The sequence below is a fragment of the Cobetia crustatorum genome (genome assembly GCF_000591415.1).
GTDB lineage: Bacteria > Pseudomonadota > Gammaproteobacteria > Pseudomonadales > Halomonadaceae > Cobetia > Cobetia crustatorum.
In genome coordinates this window covers 17434-35687 of sequence record NZ_JEMF01000039.1, presented here as the reverse complement: position 1 = coordinate 35687, position 18254 = coordinate 17434, and the positions used below count along the sequence as shown (strand labels likewise).

General features: G+C 58.7%; 12 protein-coding genes and 2 pseudogenes. 12 read left to right on the top strand and 2 right to left on the bottom strand.

The features are described 5' to 3' along the window. Positions 1–3: 3 nt before the first annotated feature. The 4 genes from cyoB to cyoE are packed head-to-tail and all read left to right on the top strand — an operon-like array spanning position 4 to position 3836. Complete coding sequence (gene cyoB / locus BF12_RS0109310) at positions 4–2013, top strand: cytochrome o ubiquinol oxidase subunit I (RefSeq protein ID WP_024952036.1); 2010 nt, start codon at positions 4–6, stop codon at positions 2011–2013. A gap of 2 nt (positions 2014–2015) precedes the next feature. Then, a complete protein-coding gene (gene cyoC, locus BF12_RS0109305; protein WP_024952035.1) occupies positions 2016–2642 on the top strand; it encodes a cytochrome o ubiquinol oxidase subunit III in 627 nt (208 codons plus the stop codon). Next, positions 2639–2968 (top strand): cytochrome o ubiquinol oxidase subunit IV, encoded by a 330-nt coding sequence (gene cyoD / locus BF12_RS0109300; RefSeq protein ID WP_024952034.1) that lies wholly within the window; start codon positions 2639–2641, stop codon positions 2966–2968. Before cyoC ends, cyoD begins: the two co-directional genes overlap by 4 nt. 13 nt (positions 2969–2981) lie before the next feature. Next, complete coding sequence (cyoE, locus tag BF12_RS19460) at positions 2982–3836, top strand: heme o synthase (RefSeq protein ID WP_035159735.1); 855 nt, start codon at positions 2982–2984, stop codon at positions 3834–3836. A 92-nt stretch (positions 3837–3928) separates the two neighbouring features. Here the strand turns inward: cyoE and gbca are convergent, their stop codons facing one another. Then, positions 3929–5212 (bottom strand): glycine betaine monooxygenase oxygenase subunit, encoded by a 1284-nt coding sequence (gbca, locus tag BF12_RS0109290; RefSeq protein ID WP_024952033.1) that lies wholly within the window; start codon positions 5210–5212, stop codon positions 3929–3931. A 392-nt stretch (positions 5213–5604) separates the two neighbouring features. Between gbca and gbcB the strand changes: the two are divergent. Both gbcB and nhaC read left to right on the top strand, forming a co-directional pair. Beyond that, positions 5605–6704 (top strand): annotated as a pseudogene (gbcB, locus tag BF12_RS19455) (glycine betaine monooxygenase reductase subunit). Positions 6705–6896: 192 nt separating this feature from the next. Beyond that, positions 6897–8437 (top strand): annotated as a pseudogene (nhaC, locus tag BF12_RS19450) (Na+/H+ antiporter NhaC). Positions 8438–9000: 563 nt separating this feature from the next. On the opposite strand, the gene BF12_RS0109270 reads toward nhaC, so the two are convergent. Continuing rightward, positions 9001–9891 (bottom strand): AEC family transporter, encoded by an 891-nt coding sequence (locus BF12_RS0109270; protein WP_024952031.1) that lies wholly within the window; start codon positions 9889–9891, stop codon positions 9001–9003. A 327-nt stretch (positions 9892–10218) separates the two neighbouring features. On the opposite strand from BF12_RS0109270, the gene glyA reads away from it, so the two are divergent. The 6 genes from glyA to purU all read left to right on the top strand — a co-directional run bounded on the left by glyA (position 10219) and on the right by purU (position 18148). Beyond that, positions 10219–11529, top strand: coding sequence for a serine hydroxymethyltransferase (gene glyA / locus BF12_RS0109265; protein WP_024952030.1), 1311 nt, complete (start codon positions 10219–10221; stop codon positions 11527–11529). Between the two features lie 93 nt (positions 11530–11622). Further along, positions 11623–12873: a sarcosine oxidase subunit beta family protein gene (locus BF12_RS0109260; RefSeq protein ID WP_024952029.1), complete on the top strand. Its 1251-nt coding sequence runs from the start codon at positions 11623–11625 to the stop codon at positions 12871–12873. Positions 12874–12898: 25 nt separating this feature from the next. Further along, entirely contained in the window at positions 12899–13267 is a 369-nt protein-coding gene (locus tag BF12_RS0109255) for a sarcosine oxidase subunit delta (RefSeq protein ID WP_024952028.1), read from the top strand. Beyond that, positions 13264–16359: a sarcosine oxidase subunit alpha family protein gene (locus BF12_RS0109250; protein ID WP_024952027.1), complete on the top strand. Its 3096-nt coding sequence runs from the start codon at positions 13264–13266 to the stop codon at positions 16357–16359. The genes BF12_RS0109255 and BF12_RS0109250 overlap by 4 nt, the downstream gene beginning before the upstream one ends. Then, positions 16352–17053, top strand: a complete 702-nt coding sequence (locus BF12_RS0109245) for a sarcosine oxidase subunit gamma (protein WP_051510890.1) — start codon at positions 16352–16354, stop codon at positions 17051–17053. Before BF12_RS0109250 ends, BF12_RS0109245 begins: the two co-directional genes overlap by 8 nt. A 219-nt stretch (positions 17054–17272) precedes the next feature. Then, entirely contained in the window at positions 17273–18148 is an 876-nt protein-coding gene (purU, locus tag BF12_RS0109240) for a formyltetrahydrofolate deformylase (RefSeq protein ID WP_035159734.1), read from the top strand. The last annotated feature ends 106 nt before the right edge of the window (positions 18149–18254 follow it).

The window sequence follows — 18254 nt, the reverse complement described above, 5'->3', positions numbered from 1 at the left end:
GCAATGCTTGGAAAACTCACATTAGAGGCGATTCCGTATCACGAGCCGATCATCGTGATCGTGCTCGCGGCGGTAATCCTCGGTGGTGCAGCCCTTGCCGGCCTCATCACCTATATGCGCAAGTGGACTTACCTGTGGACCGAGTGGCTGACGTCTGTCGACCACAAGAAAATCGGCATGATGTACATCATCGTGGCGCTGGTGATGCTGTTACGTGGCTTCTCTGACGCTATCATGATGCGCTCCCAGCAGATGCTGGCCTCTACCGGTGGTGAAGGTTATCTGCCGCCAGAGCACTACGACCAGATCTTCACTGCCCATGGCGTGATCATGATCTTCTTCGTGGCGATGCCGTTCGTCATTGGCCTGATCAACGTGGTCGTGCCGCTGCAGATTGGCGCGCGTGATGTGGCGTTCCCGTTCCTGAACTCGCTGAGCTTCTGGCTGTTCGTGGTCGGTGTCATATTGGTCAACATCTCACTGGGTCTGGGTGAGTTTGCCAAGACAGGTTGGTTGGCCTATCCGCCATTGTCGGGGGCCAATTACAGTCCCGGCGTCGGCGTGGATTACTGGATATGGTCGTTGCAGATATCGGGTGTCGGTACCCTGCTGACGGGTGTCAACTTCGTCGCTACCATCCTCAAGATGCGTGCACCGGGCATGAGCCTGATGAAGATGCCGGTCTTTACCTGGACTGCACTGTGCGCCAACGTCCTGATCATCGCAGCGTTCCCGATCCTGACCGCGACCATCGCGATGCTGACGCTTGACCGTTATCTTGATTTCCACTTCTTCACCAATGATCTTGGTGGAAACATGATGATGTACGTCAACCTCATCTGGGCCTGGGGCCATCCTGAGGTGTACATCCTGGTGCTGCCGGTCTTCGGTGTGTTCTCCGAAGTCATCGCCACCTTCTCCAAGAAGAAGCTGTTCGGTTACACCTCGCTGGTGTGGGCGACCATCGTCATCACGATCCTGTCGTTCGTCGTCTGGCTGCACCACTTCTTCACCATGGGTGCTGGCGCGGATGTGAACGCCTTCTTCGGTATCGCGACGATGATCATCTCGATTCCGACAGGCGTGAAGATCTTCAACTGGCTGTTCACCATGTACCGCGGTCGTATCGAAATGACCTCTCCGGTGCTGTGGACTCTCGGCTTCATGGTCACCTTCACCATCGGTGGCATGACCGGTGTTCTGCTGGCCGTGCCGGGCGCGAACTATGTCCTGCATAACTCGCTGTTCCTGATCGCCCACTTCCATAACGTCATCATCGGCGGTGTGGTCTTCGGCGCGATGGCTGGTATCACCTACTGGTTCCCGAAAGCGACCGGCTTCATGCTGTGTGAGAAGTGGGGCAAGCGTTCCTTCTGGTTCTGGATCGTCGGCTTCTATCTCGCCTTCATGCCGCTGTACATCCTCGGCTTCATGGGCATGACCCGTCGTCTGCAGCACGTCGACAATCCGCTGTGGGTTCCGTATCTGGTCGTCGCCTTCATCGGTGCCGTCCTGATCCTGATCGGTATTGTCTGCACCGTGATTCAGATCGTGGTCAGCATCAAGAATCGTGATCAGCTGCAGGACACCACGGGCGATATCTGGGGCGGTCGTACTCTGGAGTGGAGCACCACTTCTCCGGCACCGTTCTACAACTTCGCTCACGAGCCGCAGGTCAAGGAACTCGATGAGTTCTGGGAAATGAAGGAACGTGGACACGAGGAAGCGGCGAAGAAGCCGTATGCCCCGATCCACATGCCGCGCAATGCTGCTGCCGGTGTCATCATTTCTGGCTTCAGCCTGATCTTTGGCTTCGCACTGATCTGGCACATCTGGTGGCTGGCCATTGTGGGTCTGGTCGGCATGATCGCCAGCTTCATCGTGCGTTCCTTCAACTACGACACCGACTACTACGTGTCTGTCGAGGAAGTCGAGCGTGTCGAGCGTGAGGGCCGCGAACGTCGCAGCCTGCCCGGCGCCCGTACACCGACTGACACAGTGGTTCAGGGGTAATCATGGCGAATAATGCAATGACATCTCATGACGGGGCGCACGACGCCCATGACGATCACGAGCATCACGATGCCAACGGCCTGAAGGTCTTCGGTTTCTGGCTCTATCTGCTCAGCGATTGCATCTTGTTCTCGATGCTATTCGCAGCCTATGTGGTGCTGAGCCAGGCGTATGCCGGTGGCCCGACGGGTGCCGAGATCTTCGAGCTTGATTTCGTGCTGGTCGAGACCGCGCTGCTGCTGGCATCGAGCTTCACCTATGGCCTGGCAATGCTGGGCATGAACCGCGGAGACAGCTCCGCGGTGATCAAGTGGCTGATGATCACCTTTGTCTGTGGTGCGGGCTTCATCGCGATGGAAATCTATGAATTCCATCACTTGATCGTGAATGACATGGGCCCGGATCGCTCTGCGTTCCTGTCTGCCTTCTTCGCGCTGGTCGGTACCCACGGGTTGCACGTGACTGTCGGTCTGATCTGGATGGCGCTGCTGATTATCCAGGTCAAGCAGAAAGGCCTGACAGAAGCCCATCGTGGTCGCCTGATGATGCTGAGCCTGTTCTGGCACTTCCTGGATGTTATCTGGATCTGTGTCTTTACCGTCGTCTACCTCACGGGAGTGATGCTATGAGCCATTCCAATGACCATCACAACGACAGCCATGGCAGCGTCAAGCAGTATGTGATTGGCCTGATTCTGTCCATTATCCTGACGATCATTCCTTTCGGCATGGTCATGCTGATGGATGATCCGGGTGTTGGCGTGATCTGGGCCATCTTTGGCTTCGCCATTGCTCAGGTATTCGTGCAGCTGTATTTCTTCCTGCATCTGGACGGCTCCAAAGAGCAGAGCTGGAATGTGCAGGCACTGCTGTTCACCCTGGTGATCGTGGGTATCGTCGTTGGCGGTTCCCTGTGGATCATGGTTGAGCTGAATCAGAACATGATGCCCATCTGATAGCGTGAGCCTGATGATCAAGGACTACCTGCGTACCACCAAGCCGGGCATCATCTTCGGCAACCTCATCACCGTCAGTGGTGGGTTCTTCCTCGCCTCTGGTGGTGAGGTGGACTGGGCGCTGTTCCTCGCCACCCTGATAGGGGTGGCGTTGATCGTGGCCTCGGGCTGTGTGTTCAACAATTGCATCGACCGTGATATCGACCGTCACATGGCGCGTACCCAGGGCCGTGCTCTGGTACAGGGCACTGTCTCGTTCAAGGGCGCATTGACCTTCGGGGGTGTGCTCGGGTTGGCCGGCTTCTGGTTGCTGGCCGCGATGACCAATCTCATGGCAATGATTGCCGTGGGATTGGGCTTCGTGATCTATGTCGGCGCCTACAGCATGTGGCTGAAGCGTGGTTCGGTGTATGGCACCCTCATCGGCTCACTGTCCGGCGCTGCGCCGCCAGTGGTCGGCTACCTGGCTGTTACCGGCCAGGTGGACATGGGGGCGCTGCTGTTGCTGATTATCTTCAGCATGTGGCAGATGCCGCATTCCTATGCGATTGCCATGTTTCGTGTCGATGACTATCGGGCTGCCAATATTCCGGTTCTGCCGGTCGCGCGTGGCATGGAGTATGCCAAGCGTGTGGTGATTGGCTACATCGCCGGCTTTCTCCCAGTGTCGCTGCTGCTGACACTGTGGGGCTATACCGGCATGTGGTACCTGGTAGTGGTAACCATCGCATGTGGTTGGTGGTTGTATCTGGCAGTGTGGCGGCTCAAGGGGCAGTCTGATGCTTCCTGGGCCCGCAAGTTGTTCGGATTTTCCATCATTATCGTGATGGCACTCAGTCTGATGATGAGCCTGGATACCCAGTTATAATCCAGTGATAGATGTACGAAAAAGCCCGCCACCGGATAACCGGTGGCGGGCTTTTTTATGTCGCTATTTTTGTGTCCAAGTCAGGCCAGCCGTCACGCCAGTTGCAGGTGTTGCGGCTGTGCATCGCTCAGAGCCGCTTCTATCTGCTCGGAGTACCAGTCCACGAAGTCCACCACACCGAACTCGTAGGTTGAGGAGTAGGGGCCGGGTTGATAGGCCTGAGAGTTGATGCCGCGCTGGTTCTCCTCTGCAAGACGACGATCCTGGTCGTTGGTGGCATCCCACACCTTACGCAGGGTATCGAGGTCGTAATCCACGCCTTCGACAGCGTCACGATGTACCAGCCACTTGGTGGTCACGCGGGTCTTCTGAGCGCTGATCGGTTCGACGCGGAAGACTACTGCGTGATCGCCCATGAAGTGATTCCAGGAGTTGGGCAGATTGAGGATACGTAGCGAGCCCATGTCAGCACTCTGCAAACGCCCCATCAGCTTCTGGCTGGCGACGCGACCATCCTGGGTCATCGAGAACGTGCCTTCCAGCAGCGGTGTACGTGTCATGCGGTTACGGCGACCGAAGCGTACCAACTGATATGGCACCTTCTCGGCATCCCAGTCGGCTTGCTTGCGTGCGACTAGCTCTTTGTAGGCCAGAGTGGCGCGCGGGTCATCAGTATCATCGAATTCCTGTAGCGAGTTCAGCAGCTCCGGGTGCGCGCCATTGCAGTGATAGCACTCGCGGTTGTTTTCCACGACCAACTTCCAGTTGGCATCCTCGACGATGGAGGAGGTGCACGCCACCTTGGTGTTCTCCATGTCATAAGGCTTCAAATAGAATTCGAGTGTCTTGAAGAACGGCTCGGCATTGGCAGGTTGCTGGGAGAGATTGATGAACAGCATGCCACCTGCACAGCGCACATGGACCGGATGCAGACCGAACTCCTTGGTGTCGAAGTCCGTTCCCATATCGGAGCCGGCAAACAGCAGGCGACCGTCCAGCTCATAGGTCCACTGATGGTAGCCGCAGACCAGCTTGGCCACCTTGCCGCGCTCGCTGGTACACAGGCGTGAGCCACGATGACGGCAGACGTTGTGGAAGGCATGAATACTGTCGCCATCACCGCGCACGATGATGATCGGATTGGCAGCCACGTCCAGCGTCATGAAACTGCCCTTGGCGGGTATTTCACTACTGACCCCGACAAACAGCCATTCCTTGGCGAAGATCTCTTTCATGTCGAGTGCGAACAGCCGTTCGTCGTTATAGAAGGGCTGCGGCAGGCTGAAGCCGGCTCGCCGTTCACTCAGCAACCGCGCGGCGGCCTCACGTACTGCCTGCTGTTGCTGGTCCTGAGCGTGTTCCAATAGATCGCTCATCGCGTTGTCCTCGCACGGTCGATAGGCGGCGACGTGTCGCTGCCATCAAGAAGTCAGGAAAGAGTCTGGAGCAGACTGGTTGTTTGTGGGGCAGCCGCAGGGTCTTTGGGACGATTCGCCGCACATTGGTGGAGTGTGGCTGAGGGCGGCATTTGTCCAATGCCTGCCGACGACTCTCAATGACGTATTTCCGACGCATTGATGAGGTATTCGATAAAGAGGGTTTTTTCTGCCGCTAGCGGAGACCACAGGCATGTTTTTGTCGTGGAGGGATAAACGGTCTGGCGGGCGTGATTCGACAATCTGCTGCATGTCCCGCCGTTGGCCGCGCGTACGGCGCACTACTTCAAGAATCGATAAGCCCAAGAACAAGCGAGGCCTTCATGAGCGTGATCCCTAGCAATTTCAATCCGGTAACGACCCAGACCTGGAGCAATGGTCGTCACCGTGTACGCTGCGTGAAGGTCATTCAGGAAACCTGGGACGTCCGTACCTTCTGCTTCATGGCCGAACAACCGGTGATGTTCTTCTTCAAGCCAGGGCAGTTCGTGACCCTGGAGCTGGAGATAGACGCCCAGCAGATCATGCGCTCCTACACCATCTCAAGCTCACCTTCGGTGCCCTACAGTTTCTCGATCACCATCAAGCGTGTGCCGGGCGGTCTGGTATCCAACTGGTTGCATGACAACCTCAATGAAGGCGACGAGCTGGCAGTACATGGCCCGGTCGGCAACTTCAACTGCATCGACTATCCGGCCGAGCGCTTCCTGATGCTGTCCGGTGGGGTCGGCATCACGCCGCTGATGTCGATGGCGCGCTGGTACTTCGATACCAATGCCAATGTCGACATCTCCTTTGTGCACAGTGCGCGCAGCCCGCGCGACATCATCTTCTGGCGCCAACTCGAGTTCATGGATTCCCGTGTGCCGGAATTCAACATGCACATCATCTGCGAGCGCTTCGAGACCGGCCAGACCTGGTCTGGCTATCGCGGCTATCTGACCGAACCGATGCTGGAGATGATCACGCCAGACTTCATGGAGCGTGAAATCTTCTGTTGTGGCCCGACGCCCTACATGAACGCGATCAAGAATCTGCTGCGCCAGCGTGGCTTCGACATGAGCCGCTATCACGAAGAGTCCTTCGGAGCGACGCCGGTCGAGGTAGAAGAAGACGCTATCGAGCAGGCGGAACAGGCCGAGGTGCTGGCTGAGGAGATGGACCGCTCCGATCTGACCCGCGTCGAGTTTTCCGCCACCGGCAAGTCGGTGCAGATCGCACCGGGTGAAACTGTCCACGCGGCGGCTGCCAAGCTCGGCCTGCACATCCCCAAGCCTGCGGCATGGGTATCTGCGGTACCTGTCGCGTGCAGAAAATCTCCGGTGAGGTTGCGATGGAGCATAACGGTGGCATCACGGATGAGGACGTCGCCGAAGGCTTTATCCTGTCCTGTTGCAGCGTTCCCAATGGCGATGTGGTGATTGATTACTGAGCTATCCCTGCTCGGTGATAGCTCAAATGATGATCAACATCAGACTAATGGCATTGAGTGTCGGACTCTGCTCGCGCTCTTATTCTCAGAACTGTCCTTGCGTGTCGTATTCAGGCGGCTGAATGACGCAGGCAATCACTTTTCAATACCCGAGTCGACATAGCGTGGGCGTACAACAAGTACAACTCACCGATGGAGAACATAATGACTCGGGATTTGATGACCCCTCAGCGGCCGTCCCTCGTGATGGCCTGCCTACCGATTGTGGCCACGCTAGCCGTATTGGCACTGCAGCTGTTCGTGTTTGGTGAATTCACACCTCATGTACCGCTGGTCTGTGGCGTGGCAATGACGGCAATCATCGGTTGGAAGCTGGGACACGGCTGGTCAGCGATGGAAGAGGGCATGATGCGCATCGTGCGCGTTGGACTACCTTCCATCGCCATCCTCATCCTTGTCGGCATGACGGTGGGTATCTGGATCGCCTCCGGCAGTGTGCCGATGATCATCTACTACGGCCTCAAACTGATCTCACCGGAGTACTTCCTCGCGGCGGCGATGCTGTTGTGCGCGGTAGTCTCCGTGGCATTGGGTACCAGCTGGGGGACGGTCGGTACGGTCGGTCTCGCCCTGATGGGGATTGGTGCAGGTTTCGGCATTCCGCCGTGGTGGACCGCCGGTGCCGTGGTCTCCGGAGCCTTCTTCGGTGACAAGGTCTCGCCGTTATCTGATACCACCAATCTGGCGCCTGCCGTCACCGGCGTTAACCTGTTTGCGCATATCCGCAACATGATGCCAACCACCATTCCTGCGATGCTGATTGCGCTGGTGATCTATCTGGTGGCGGGCAACCTGCTGGCCGCTGGTCAGACGCTTGATCTCGAGCGCATCACGGCCATTACCGAAGGCCTGGCCGGTAACTTTGAATTCAATTTCTGGGTGCTGATGCCGCCGCTGCTGGTGATGGGACTGGCGATTGCACGCATGCCGGCATTGCCAGCGTTGTTTGTCGGAGTCGCGGCGGGTGCCGTCGTGGCCTTTGGCGTGCAGGGTGAGGCGGTCAAGGCGTTGTTCGGCTATATGCAGAGTGGCTACACCTTGACTACCGGTGTCAGCGAGATCGATACCCTGCTCAATCGTGGCGGCATCATGTCGATGGCGTGGGTCATTCTGTTGGTGATGATCGCGCTGGCGTTTGGTGGCCTGCTGGAAGTGATCGGCTGCCTTGAATCGTTGTGTGCTGCGGTACTCGTCAAGGTGCGCGGCATCTTTGGTTTGCAGTTGGCGGCTAGCTCGACGGCGGCACTGACCAACGTCATCGCGGGAGATCCCTATCTCTCCATCGCCTTACCAGTCGCATGTATGCGCCGGTCTTCCGTGGCGAGGGCTATTCGACGCTCAACCTGTCGCGCTCTCTTGAGGAAGGCGGCACGCTGATCTCGCCGTTGATTCCCTGGAATGCGGGTGGCGCAGTGGTGATCAGCTCGCTGGGATTGGTGGTCAGCGGTGGCAGTCTGGAAGGGCTGCTGTATATCCCGTTGGCGTTTGCCTGCTGGCTGTCGCCATTGCTGGGTCTGCTTTACACCCTGTTCGGACGCTTCATTTTGCGTGCCGATGATGCTGAGCGGGCCGAGTGGGCTGACAAGGGACATGCTGTCATTTCGCTTCAGCAGCTGAGAGATCAGGCGTCGGTGAAGGCAGGAGGCGTGGCGCCTGTGCGGCCTGAGGCCTGATGAATGTGGTCAGCGTGGCATCAGTATTATGGTGTTTTATGCTCAGGCCTATAGGTGAATCAACTCGCGCCAGATGACGGTGCAAACCATGTGGAGCGATCGGTAGTCTCAAGGCTACGCTTCATGTGTTGCCACAGGGAAGGCTACGTGCAGGGAAGGAGATCGCCTCGGGGGATCCCGAATAGCGGCACGGGTACCAGTATCCGGCGCCATGGCTGAAAGTCTTCTACCTGCACACCCCTCAGCTGCATCTTGAGAGCGAGGGACTTCCTCGTCAGGTTAGGGTCTGCCACTACAGGCCCGAATTTGTCAGAAATGGGCGATATCAAGACAAGGGAACGGTGTGTCATCTCCAGGCCGGGGGACGACGCCAGACAATAACAAGGCTATCTGCAATATCAGGAGGTACCGCGCTGTTCAAGCGTGACAACGGCTTCATCACGTCACCCTTGCATCGCCGTAGTTTCTGGCAGGAAAACGTCCCACGACCACGCAAGCCTCAAGCTGCGTGGTTTTTTTATGTGCGCGTGTTGGTGGGCAGTGATTCAGTGTGTCAGCACCATTCAGTTGGCCATCGCACCAAGCGTAGCGAGTAACGCCGGCAGATAGATGAACGCAGCGAGTGTTGAGCAAAACACCAGCGTGGCGACGTATTCAGGCTCGCGGCCTGCCTTCTGCGCAAACATGTAGTTGTAGACCGCGACTGGCATGGCCATCTGCATGATCAGCACGTTCAGCGCTAGCGGCGGCAGCCCTATCAGGCTACCGATGGCCCAGGCGCTGGCAGCAGCAAAGGGGATGCGCAGTAGGCTGAAGCCCACGCCAGCGGCCAGGTTTCTGACACGGATATTGGCCAGCGAGACGCCAAGGGTGATCAGCATCAGCGGTACGGTGAAGCCGGATATCAATTCCAGGCTGTTGCCGATGAAGCGTGGCATGTGGACATCGCTGAGCAGCATGACGGTAGCGACGATACTGGCCCAGATGGTCGGCGAGCGAGTAATGCTGCGTAACGGATTGCCTCCGGTACTGGCGAGCCAGGCCCCAAGACTGAATTGCAGCAGTGACATGGTGACCATGATGGTGATGGCGTAGGCAAAGCCGGCCTCGCCGAAGGCATACAACGAGACCGGCAGACCCATATTGCCAACGTTGGAGAACAGTAGCGGGGCGACAGCCACCTTCCATGGCTTGCCGATCAGGCGCGCAAAGGGCCAGCTGAGCGCCAGCAATAGTCCCATCACGGCAAGTGTGGCCAGTCCGGTGCGCAGGAAGCTGGTGTTGTCGATCTCTGCGCTGCCCAGTGCATTCAGGATCAGCGCAGGGGTACCGATGTACAGCACTAGCTTGGTGACGAAGGCCATCGGATAGTCATGGCCTAGACGCACCCAGAAGAAACCGATGGCTGCGCCACACAGCACCGGTGCCATCACCGCTAGCAGTTCCATCAGCATCAACTCATCTCCCGTCCATTTTGGTATCTGGCCTGACCCTGCCAGCCGTCACGCGCGCCTGCGTATTTTCGCATATGCCGTCCTAGCATACCTGCGTGCATGGCTCGGGGTGTAGCGCTCTACGGCCCGCATGACTGCCAGAGGACACGCTTCAGCGCGAGCCAATGTCGCATCTGCGCACGCATGTCGCATTCGCACTGCGTCGTGACGCTGACAAGCAGTTAGTGGTGAGTGGGCAGGGCTAGTATCGGGGCAAGCTCATGATCCAACAGATCGCGATCAACAGCATGCATTCCAACAACAACGCCCGATAACCGGAGGCGCGTAATGTCTCAGCAACATGGCTACACCCGTGATGACCGACTGGCCAGACTCGACCCTGCACTGGCCGAGGCCATTCTCGAAGAGACCGCGCGTCAGGAAGCGCATATCGAGCTCATCGCCTCCGAAAACTACGCAAGTCCGCTGGTGATGGAAGCCCAGGGCAGCCAGTTGACCAACAAGTACGCCGAAGGCTATCCGGGCAAGCGCTACTACGGTGGTTGCGAGTTCGTCGACAAGGTCGAGACGCTCGCCATCGATCGCGCCTGTGCCTTGTTCGGGTGTGATTACGCCAACGTGCAGCCGCACTCCGGCGCCCAGGCCAACGCCGCTGTCTTCATGGCGCTGGTGTCGCCGGGCGATACCATTCTCGGCATGAGTCTCGCCCACGGCGGCCACCTGACTCATGGCGCGGCGCCCAACTTCTCCGGCAAGCATTACAACGCCATCCAGTATGGCCTCACCGAGAGCGGCGAGCTGGACTATGAGGAGATGGAACGCCTGGCACGCGAGCACAAGCCGAAGATGATCATCGCGGGCTTCTCGGCCTATTCCCGCGTCGTCAACTGGCGTCGTTTCCGCGACATGGCGGATGAGATCGGTGCCTGGCTGATGGTCGACATGGCGCACGTAGCCGGCCTGGTCGCGGCGGGTCACTACCCGAGTCCGATCCCGCATGCCCACGTCGTCACCACGACGACACACAAGACGCTGCGCGGACCACGTGGCGGCTTGATTCTCTCCGCCAACGGCGACGAGACGCTGTACAAGAAGCTCAATAGCGCCGTTTTCCCGGGCCAGCAGGGTGGTCCGTTGATGCATGTCATCGCCGCCAAGGCCGCGGCCTTCAAGGAAGCGATGAGCCAGGACTTCGTCAGTTATCAGGCCCGCGTGATCGACAACGCCCGCGTGATGGCCGGTGTCTTCATGGACCGCGGCTATGACGTCGTCTCCGGTGGCACCGATGACCACCTGTTCCTCGTTTCTCTGATCCGTCAGGGCCTGACTGGTAAGGATGCCGATGCCTCACTAGGTCGCGCGCATATCACCGTCAACAAGAACAGCGTGCCGAATGATCCGCAGAGCCCGTTCGTCACCTCCGGCCTGCGCATCGGCACACCGGCAGCGACCACGCGTGGCTTCGGAGAAGAGGAATGTGAGGCGCTGGCAGGCTGGATCTGTGACCTGCTGGATGCACTGTCGACTGGCGAGAGCGACAAGGTCGAGGCCGACGTTCGCGCTAAGGTCGAAGCCGTCTGCGCACGCTTCCCGGTCTATTCCGGAGCATCTGTGGCTGAAACGGCCGCCCTGGCCTGATAGCGAGATACCGTCATTCATAAAAACGACAAGCGGCGCACGTGACCCATCATCACCACGTGCGCCGATATAAAGTTTCAGGAGGGGTGGCAAATGCAGCGTTACTCGGGATTCGGGCTGGTCAAGCATGCGCTCAGCCACCATGAGCATTGGCAGAAAGTCTGGCGTAGCCCAGAACCCAAGAAGGAATACGACGTCATCATCGTCGGTGGCGGTGGGCATGGCCTGGCCACGGCTTACTATCTAGCCAAGGAACATGGCATCACCAACATTGCGGTGATCGAGAAGGGATGGCTGGGTGGCGGTAATACTGCGCGTAATACCACCATCGTGCGTTCCAACTATCTGTGGGACGAGTCTGCAGCGCTCTACGAACACTCCATGAAGCTATGGGAAGGCCTGTCACAGGACCTGAACTACAACGTCATGTTCTCCCAGCGCGGCGTGCTCAATCTGGGCCACACCCTGCAAGACATGCGTGACATCCAGCGTCGTGTGAATGCCAACCGCCTTCAGGGCATTGATGGCGAAGTGCTGGATACCCAGCAGGTGCAGGACCTGGTGCCGGCAATGGATTGCTCCGCTAGCACACGCTATCCGGTGCTCGGTGCTTCTTGGCAGCCGCGTGGTGGCGTCGCGCGTCACGATGCCGTGGCCTGGGGCTTCGCACGTGGTGCCGATAGCCTCGGTGTTGATCTGATCCAGCAGACGGAAGTCACCGGCTTCCGCAAGCAGGATGGCGCCATCGTTGGCGTGGAAACCTCGCGTGGCTTCATTGGTGCCAAGCGCGTTGGCGTCGTCACTGCCGGTAACTCTGGTGTGATGGCCGAAAAGGCGGGCTTCCGCTTGCCGCTGGAATCTCATCCGTTACAGGCGTTGGTCTCCGAACCGCTCAAGCCGATTCTCGATACCGTGGTGATGTCCAACCACGTGCACGGTTATGTCAGCCAGTCTGATAAAGGCGATCTCGTGATTGGGGCCGGTATCGATGGCTATGTAGGCTACGGCCAGCGTGGTAGCTATCCGACGATCGAGCATACCGTGCAGGCGATCATCGAGCTGTTCCCGATCTTCTCGCGCGTGCGCATGAATCGTCAGTGGGGCGGTATCGTCGATACCTGTCCGGATGCTTGTCCGATCATCTCCAAGACACCGGTCAAGGGACTGTTCTTCAACTGCGGTTGGGGGACGGGTGGCTTCAAGGCCACGCCGGGGTCCGGCAACATCTTTGCCTGGACACTGGCCAAGGGCCGCGCTCACCCGTTGGCTGAGCCGTTTGCCTACGACCGCTTCAATAGCGGCAAGCTGATCGATGAACATGGCGCCGCTGGCGTCGCGCACTGAACCTGCCGTCAGGAGACGACCGACCATGATGCATATCTTCTGTCCCTACTGCGGCGAGCTGCGCGAGGAAGAGGAATTCCACGCCAAAGGTCAGGCGCATATCGAGCGCCCGATAGAGCCGGAAGCCTGTTCCGATGCCGAGTGGGGCGATTATCTGTTCTTCCGCAACAACCCGCGCGGTATCCACCATGAGTTATGGATTCACGCAGTGGGCTGTCGCAAGTATTTCAACATTACGCGCCACACCGTGACCTACGAAATTCTCGAGACCTATCGCATGGGCGAGCAGCCTGGCATTACGGCCGAGACACTCGCCGCTGAGCAGCTAGCACAGTCAGCTGCAGCATCCGCTGCCAGCTCGACGACTCAACAGACAGGAGACGCGCGGCCATGACCGAGACACGTACACCCTCACGCCGCACCTCCTCCGGTGGTCGCATCAATCGTGAAACATCGCTGAACTTCACCTTCAATGGCAAGCGTTATCAGGGCCTGGCAGGCGATACCCTCGCCTCGGCCTTGATGGCCAATGGTGTTGATGTGCTCAATGCCAGCTTCAAGTACGCCCGCCCGCGTGGTCTGGTCGCGGCCGGTGCTGAAGAGCCCAATGCCATTCTGCAACTGGGTAGCACGGAGTCGGGCCAGGTGCCTAACGTGCGTGCCACTCAGCAGGCGCTGTATGACGGGCTTGAAGCGCATGCTGTCAGTGGCTGGGTCAAGTCTCAGAAAGATCTGATGAGCCGCTTCCTGCCGCAGGTTGGCAAGTTGGGTGGCAAGTTCATGCCGCCAGGCTTTTATTACAAGACCTTCATGGCTCCCGCGTCATTGTGGATGACCTACGAGAAGTACATTCGCAAGGCCGCTGGCCTTGGACGTTCACCGCTCGAGAATGATCCGGATATCTATGATCACCTGCATCAGCATACTGATGTGCTGGTGATCGGCTCTGGCCCTGCTGGCCTGTTAGCCGCGCTGGTCGCTGCACGTAGTGGCGCCCGCGTCATCCTGTGTGATGAGCAGGAAGAGCTGGGTGGTTCGCTGCTCTCCATGTCAGGTGACTGCCTCGATCAGACACTCGATGGCCAGCCGGCCAGCGAGTGGCGTGATGCCGTGCTGGCGGAACTTGCGGCCTGTGACGACGTACTGCTACTGCCGCGCACCACCGCCAATGGCTATCACGATCACAACTTCGTGACGCTGCACGAGCGCCGTACCGAGCATCAGGCTGATATCGCACCCGTCAATTCACGCGGCGCACGCCAGGCACGTTCGCGTCTGCACCGTGTACGTGCGCATCGCGTCATCATGGCGACCGGCGCGCATGAGCGGCCGTTGGTCTATTCCCACAACGATGTGCCGGGCAACATGATTGCCGGCGCTGTCACCACCTACCTCACTCGTTTCGGTGTGGCGGCGGGCGACAAGCTGGTGCTGTCGGTCAACAACGACCACGCCTACCGCGCGGCGCTGGCTTGGAAGGCGGCTGGTCGTGACGTGGTCGCCATCGCTGATGCACGCTCTGCCCCGAGCGGTGCTCTGGTCGAGGCGGCACGCGCGGCGGGGATTCGCATCATCACAGGTGCTGCAGTGATTGAGGCCCGGGGGGATCGTCGCGTCACTGGCGCCCGTGTGGCTGCCATCGATATCGATGGTTTCAAGGTCACTGGTGAAGTGGAAGAGTTGGTCTGTGACACCATTGCCAGTTCCGGCGGCTACAGCCCGGTAGTTCACCTGGCGGCGCATACCGGCGCACGACCGGTGTGGAGCGACGAAGTGCATGGCTTCCTGCCAGCACTCGGCGCGCCGATGCTCAAGGGCTTTGATGCCTGTGGTGCAGCCAATGGCAGCTTTTCGCTCGAAGACGTGCTGGTGGCGGCCTATGCCAGTGGTGTCGCGGCGGTAGAGGCCTGTGAGTACCCCGTGGCAGACACCATAGTGCCGGCGGTATCAGCATTGGTCGAAGCGCCGATGTTGCCGTTGTATCAGGTGCCGCATGACAAGCCGACCGCACGTGCGCCCAAGCAGTTTGTTGACCTGCAGAACGATGTCACGGCGGCCGGTATCGAACTTGCGACTCGAGAAGGCTTCGAGTCCATCGAGCACGTCAAGCGCTACACTGCGATGGGCTTCGGCACCGATCAGGGCAAGCTGGGTAACGTCAATGGCATGGCGGTCGCTGCCCGTTGTCTCGGCCAAACCATCCCTGATACCGGCACTACCGTGTTCCGTCCCAACTACACGCCAGTGACTTTCGGCGCCATCGTCGGCCGTCACTGTGGTGCGCTGTTTGATCCGATGCGCTACACCGCCATGCAAGAGTGGCACGTGGCACAGGGCGCGAAATTCGAGGATGTCGGTCAGTGGAAGCGCCCGTGGTACTACCCGCAGGGCAGCGAAGACATGCACGCTGCGGTTGAGCGTGAGTGCCTGGCCGTGCGTGAGAAGGTGGGTGTACTGGATGCATCGACCCTGGGCAAGATCGATATCACGGGTCGTGATGCCCGTGAGTTCCTCAATCGTATCTACACCAATGCCTGGGCCAAGCTAGCGGTGGGCAAGGCGCGCTATGGCCTGATGTGCCACGACGACGGCATGGTGATGGATGATGGGGTTACCACCTGCCTGGCGGAAGACCACTTCCTGATGACCACCACCACCGGTGGTGCGGCTGCGATCCTCGAGTGGATGGAGTTGTGGCACCAGACCGAATGGCCGGAGCTGGACGTGCAGATGACCAGTGTCACCGATCACTGGGCGACTCTGACCGTGACGGGCCCTGAAGCACGTGCGCTGGTTGGTGAGCTGACGGACATCGATCTCGATCGTGACAACTTCAAGTTCATGGAAGTTCGCGAAGGGATGATCGCTGATATTCCGGGCCGTATCTTCCGTATCTCCTTCACTGGCGAGCTGTCCTACGAGCTCAACGTGCCGGCCAACTATGGCCAGTACGTGTGGGAGACGCTGTTTGCCAAGGGCGAGAAGTACGGTTTGACGCCTTACGGCACTGAAACCATGCACGTGCTGCGTGCCGAGAAGGGCTTCATCATCGTCGGCCAGGACACGGATGGTTCGATGACACCGGAAGATCTGGGCATGCAGTGGTGTGTCGGCTACAACAAGCCGTACTCGTGGATCGGCAAGCGCGCACTGACGCGTCCGGACACGCGTCGTGATGATCGTAAACAGATGATTGGCCTCATTCCCCGTCGCAAGAAGGCCGGTGATGAGCGCATCGTGCTGCAGGAAGGCGCGCAGATCGTCTTTGATCCTGATCACGCCATCCCGATGCCGATGGTCGGCCATGTCACGTCCAGCTATTACAGCCCGACGCTGGGTCATGGCTTTGCACTGGCAGTGGTGAAAGGCGGTTCGGCACGTATCGGTGAGACGGTGTTCCTGCCGCAGGCGGATGGCAGCACGCTGGAAGCTGAAATTACCGCACCTGTGTTCTACGACAAGAAGGGAGCGCGCCAGAATGTCTGATGCCACCACACTCGATCCTCAGGCGGTCACTGATGCCGATGCCGCTACTCGCTCACAGACGTCAGTGATTGATCAGCGTCCTGCGTTGGACGTTCATTTACAGACCGCGCGCTCGCCGCTGGCGCATCTATTCACAGCCCGTGCTGATGCCAATGCGGGTGTCGTACTGGAAGAGAAGGCCTTTCTTGGCCACCTGATGCTGCGCGGTGACCCCGCACAGTCAGGCTTCGCCGAGGCTGTCGAGGTAGCGCTGGGACTGGCACTGCCACTCACGTCGTCAACGCTCAACCTCAATGATGCCGGTGTTTCGATCCAGTGGTTGGCGCCGGATGAGTGGCTGATCATTGTACCGGGAGAAGAGGCATTTGCTTTTGAGCAGGCGCTGCATGAGCAGCTTTCCGGCCGCTATCAGGTCGTCAATGTCAGTGGTGGCCAGACGGTGGTTTCGCTGAGCGGTGCTCAGGCGCGTCAGGTGCTGATGAAGTCGACGCCGACGGATGTTCATCCGCGTGCCTTCCCGGTCGGACGTGGTGTGCCGGCAGTGTTCGCCAAGGCGACTCTGATCCTCCGACATGTCAGTGCGAAGGAGGGCGAGAGTGAATTCGAGCTGGTGATTCGCAGAAGCTTCGCTGATTACCTCGGCCGTTGGTTGCTGGATGCCAGCGAAGAATTCGGGGTCTGTATCAAGGCCTGAATGCCAAGCCCACCACGGGTGTGAGATGCACGCATGATCAACCTATGAGGCGGGCTTCAGAAATACTGAAGCCCGCCTCATGAATACTGGTTTGTCACTTTCCGTGTCAGCTGTAACGCTGTTGTTTCAGCTGCTATCTCAGCTACCATTTCGCTGGAACGTGATACGGCCTGGAACTGACGACACTCCAATAACACTGATGACAACAGGCGCCTGCGCATGCGTGATACCTGGATTCTGACCGCTCAATGCCCGAGTCGCATCGGTACCGTCGATGTGGTGACGCGTTACCTGCGTGAGCAGGGCTGCTATATCACCGAACTAAGCTCCTTTGATGATCGTCTCTCCGGGCGCTTCTTCATTCGCGCCGAGTTTCGTCCGCAAACCGAGCAGGGTGCGCTAAGCGAAGATTTTGATGCCAGTGCCTTCGAGGAAAACTTGATCACGCGCGCTGCTGATTTTGATATGGACGTTAGCCTGAGTGCGCCGGATGAGCGCATGAAGGTCGTCATCATGGTGTCGCGTTCCGATCATTGTCTGAATGATCTTCTCTACCGCCATCGCATCGGTCAGCTGCCGATGGACATCACGGCGGTGGTTTCCAACCACCCGGATATGGCGCCGCTGGCCGAATGGCACGGCCTGCCGTATCACCACTTCCCGATCACGCCGGATACCAAGGCTGAGCAAGAAGCGCAGATATGGCAGGTGGTGCAGGAGACGGGCGCAGAACTGGTGATTCTGGCGCGTTACATGCAGGTACTCTCCAGCGACATGTGTGAGAAGCTCTCGGGTCGTGCGATCAACATCCATCACTCGCTGCTACCGGGCTTCAAGGGCGCACGGCCCTACCATCAGGCCTACGACAAGGGTGTGAAGCTGGTCGGTGCGACGGCTCACTATATCAATGACGACCTCGATGAAGGGCCGATCATCACCCAGGGGGTCGAGACGGTAGATCATGCTCATTATCCGGAAGACCTGATCGCCAAGGGCCGTGATATCGAGTGTCTGACGCTGTCACGAGGCGTGCGTTATCACCTGGAGCGCCGTGTCTTCCTGCATGACAGGCGCACGGTGGTGTTCGGCAATTGAGAGCGGTAACTGAAAGACGGAAATTGAGCGTCTTGCCGTTGGACCGTTCACTCTGACACACGAAAGCGCGCACTGAGGTCGCGGGCTTTCGTGTGTCAGAGTGCTT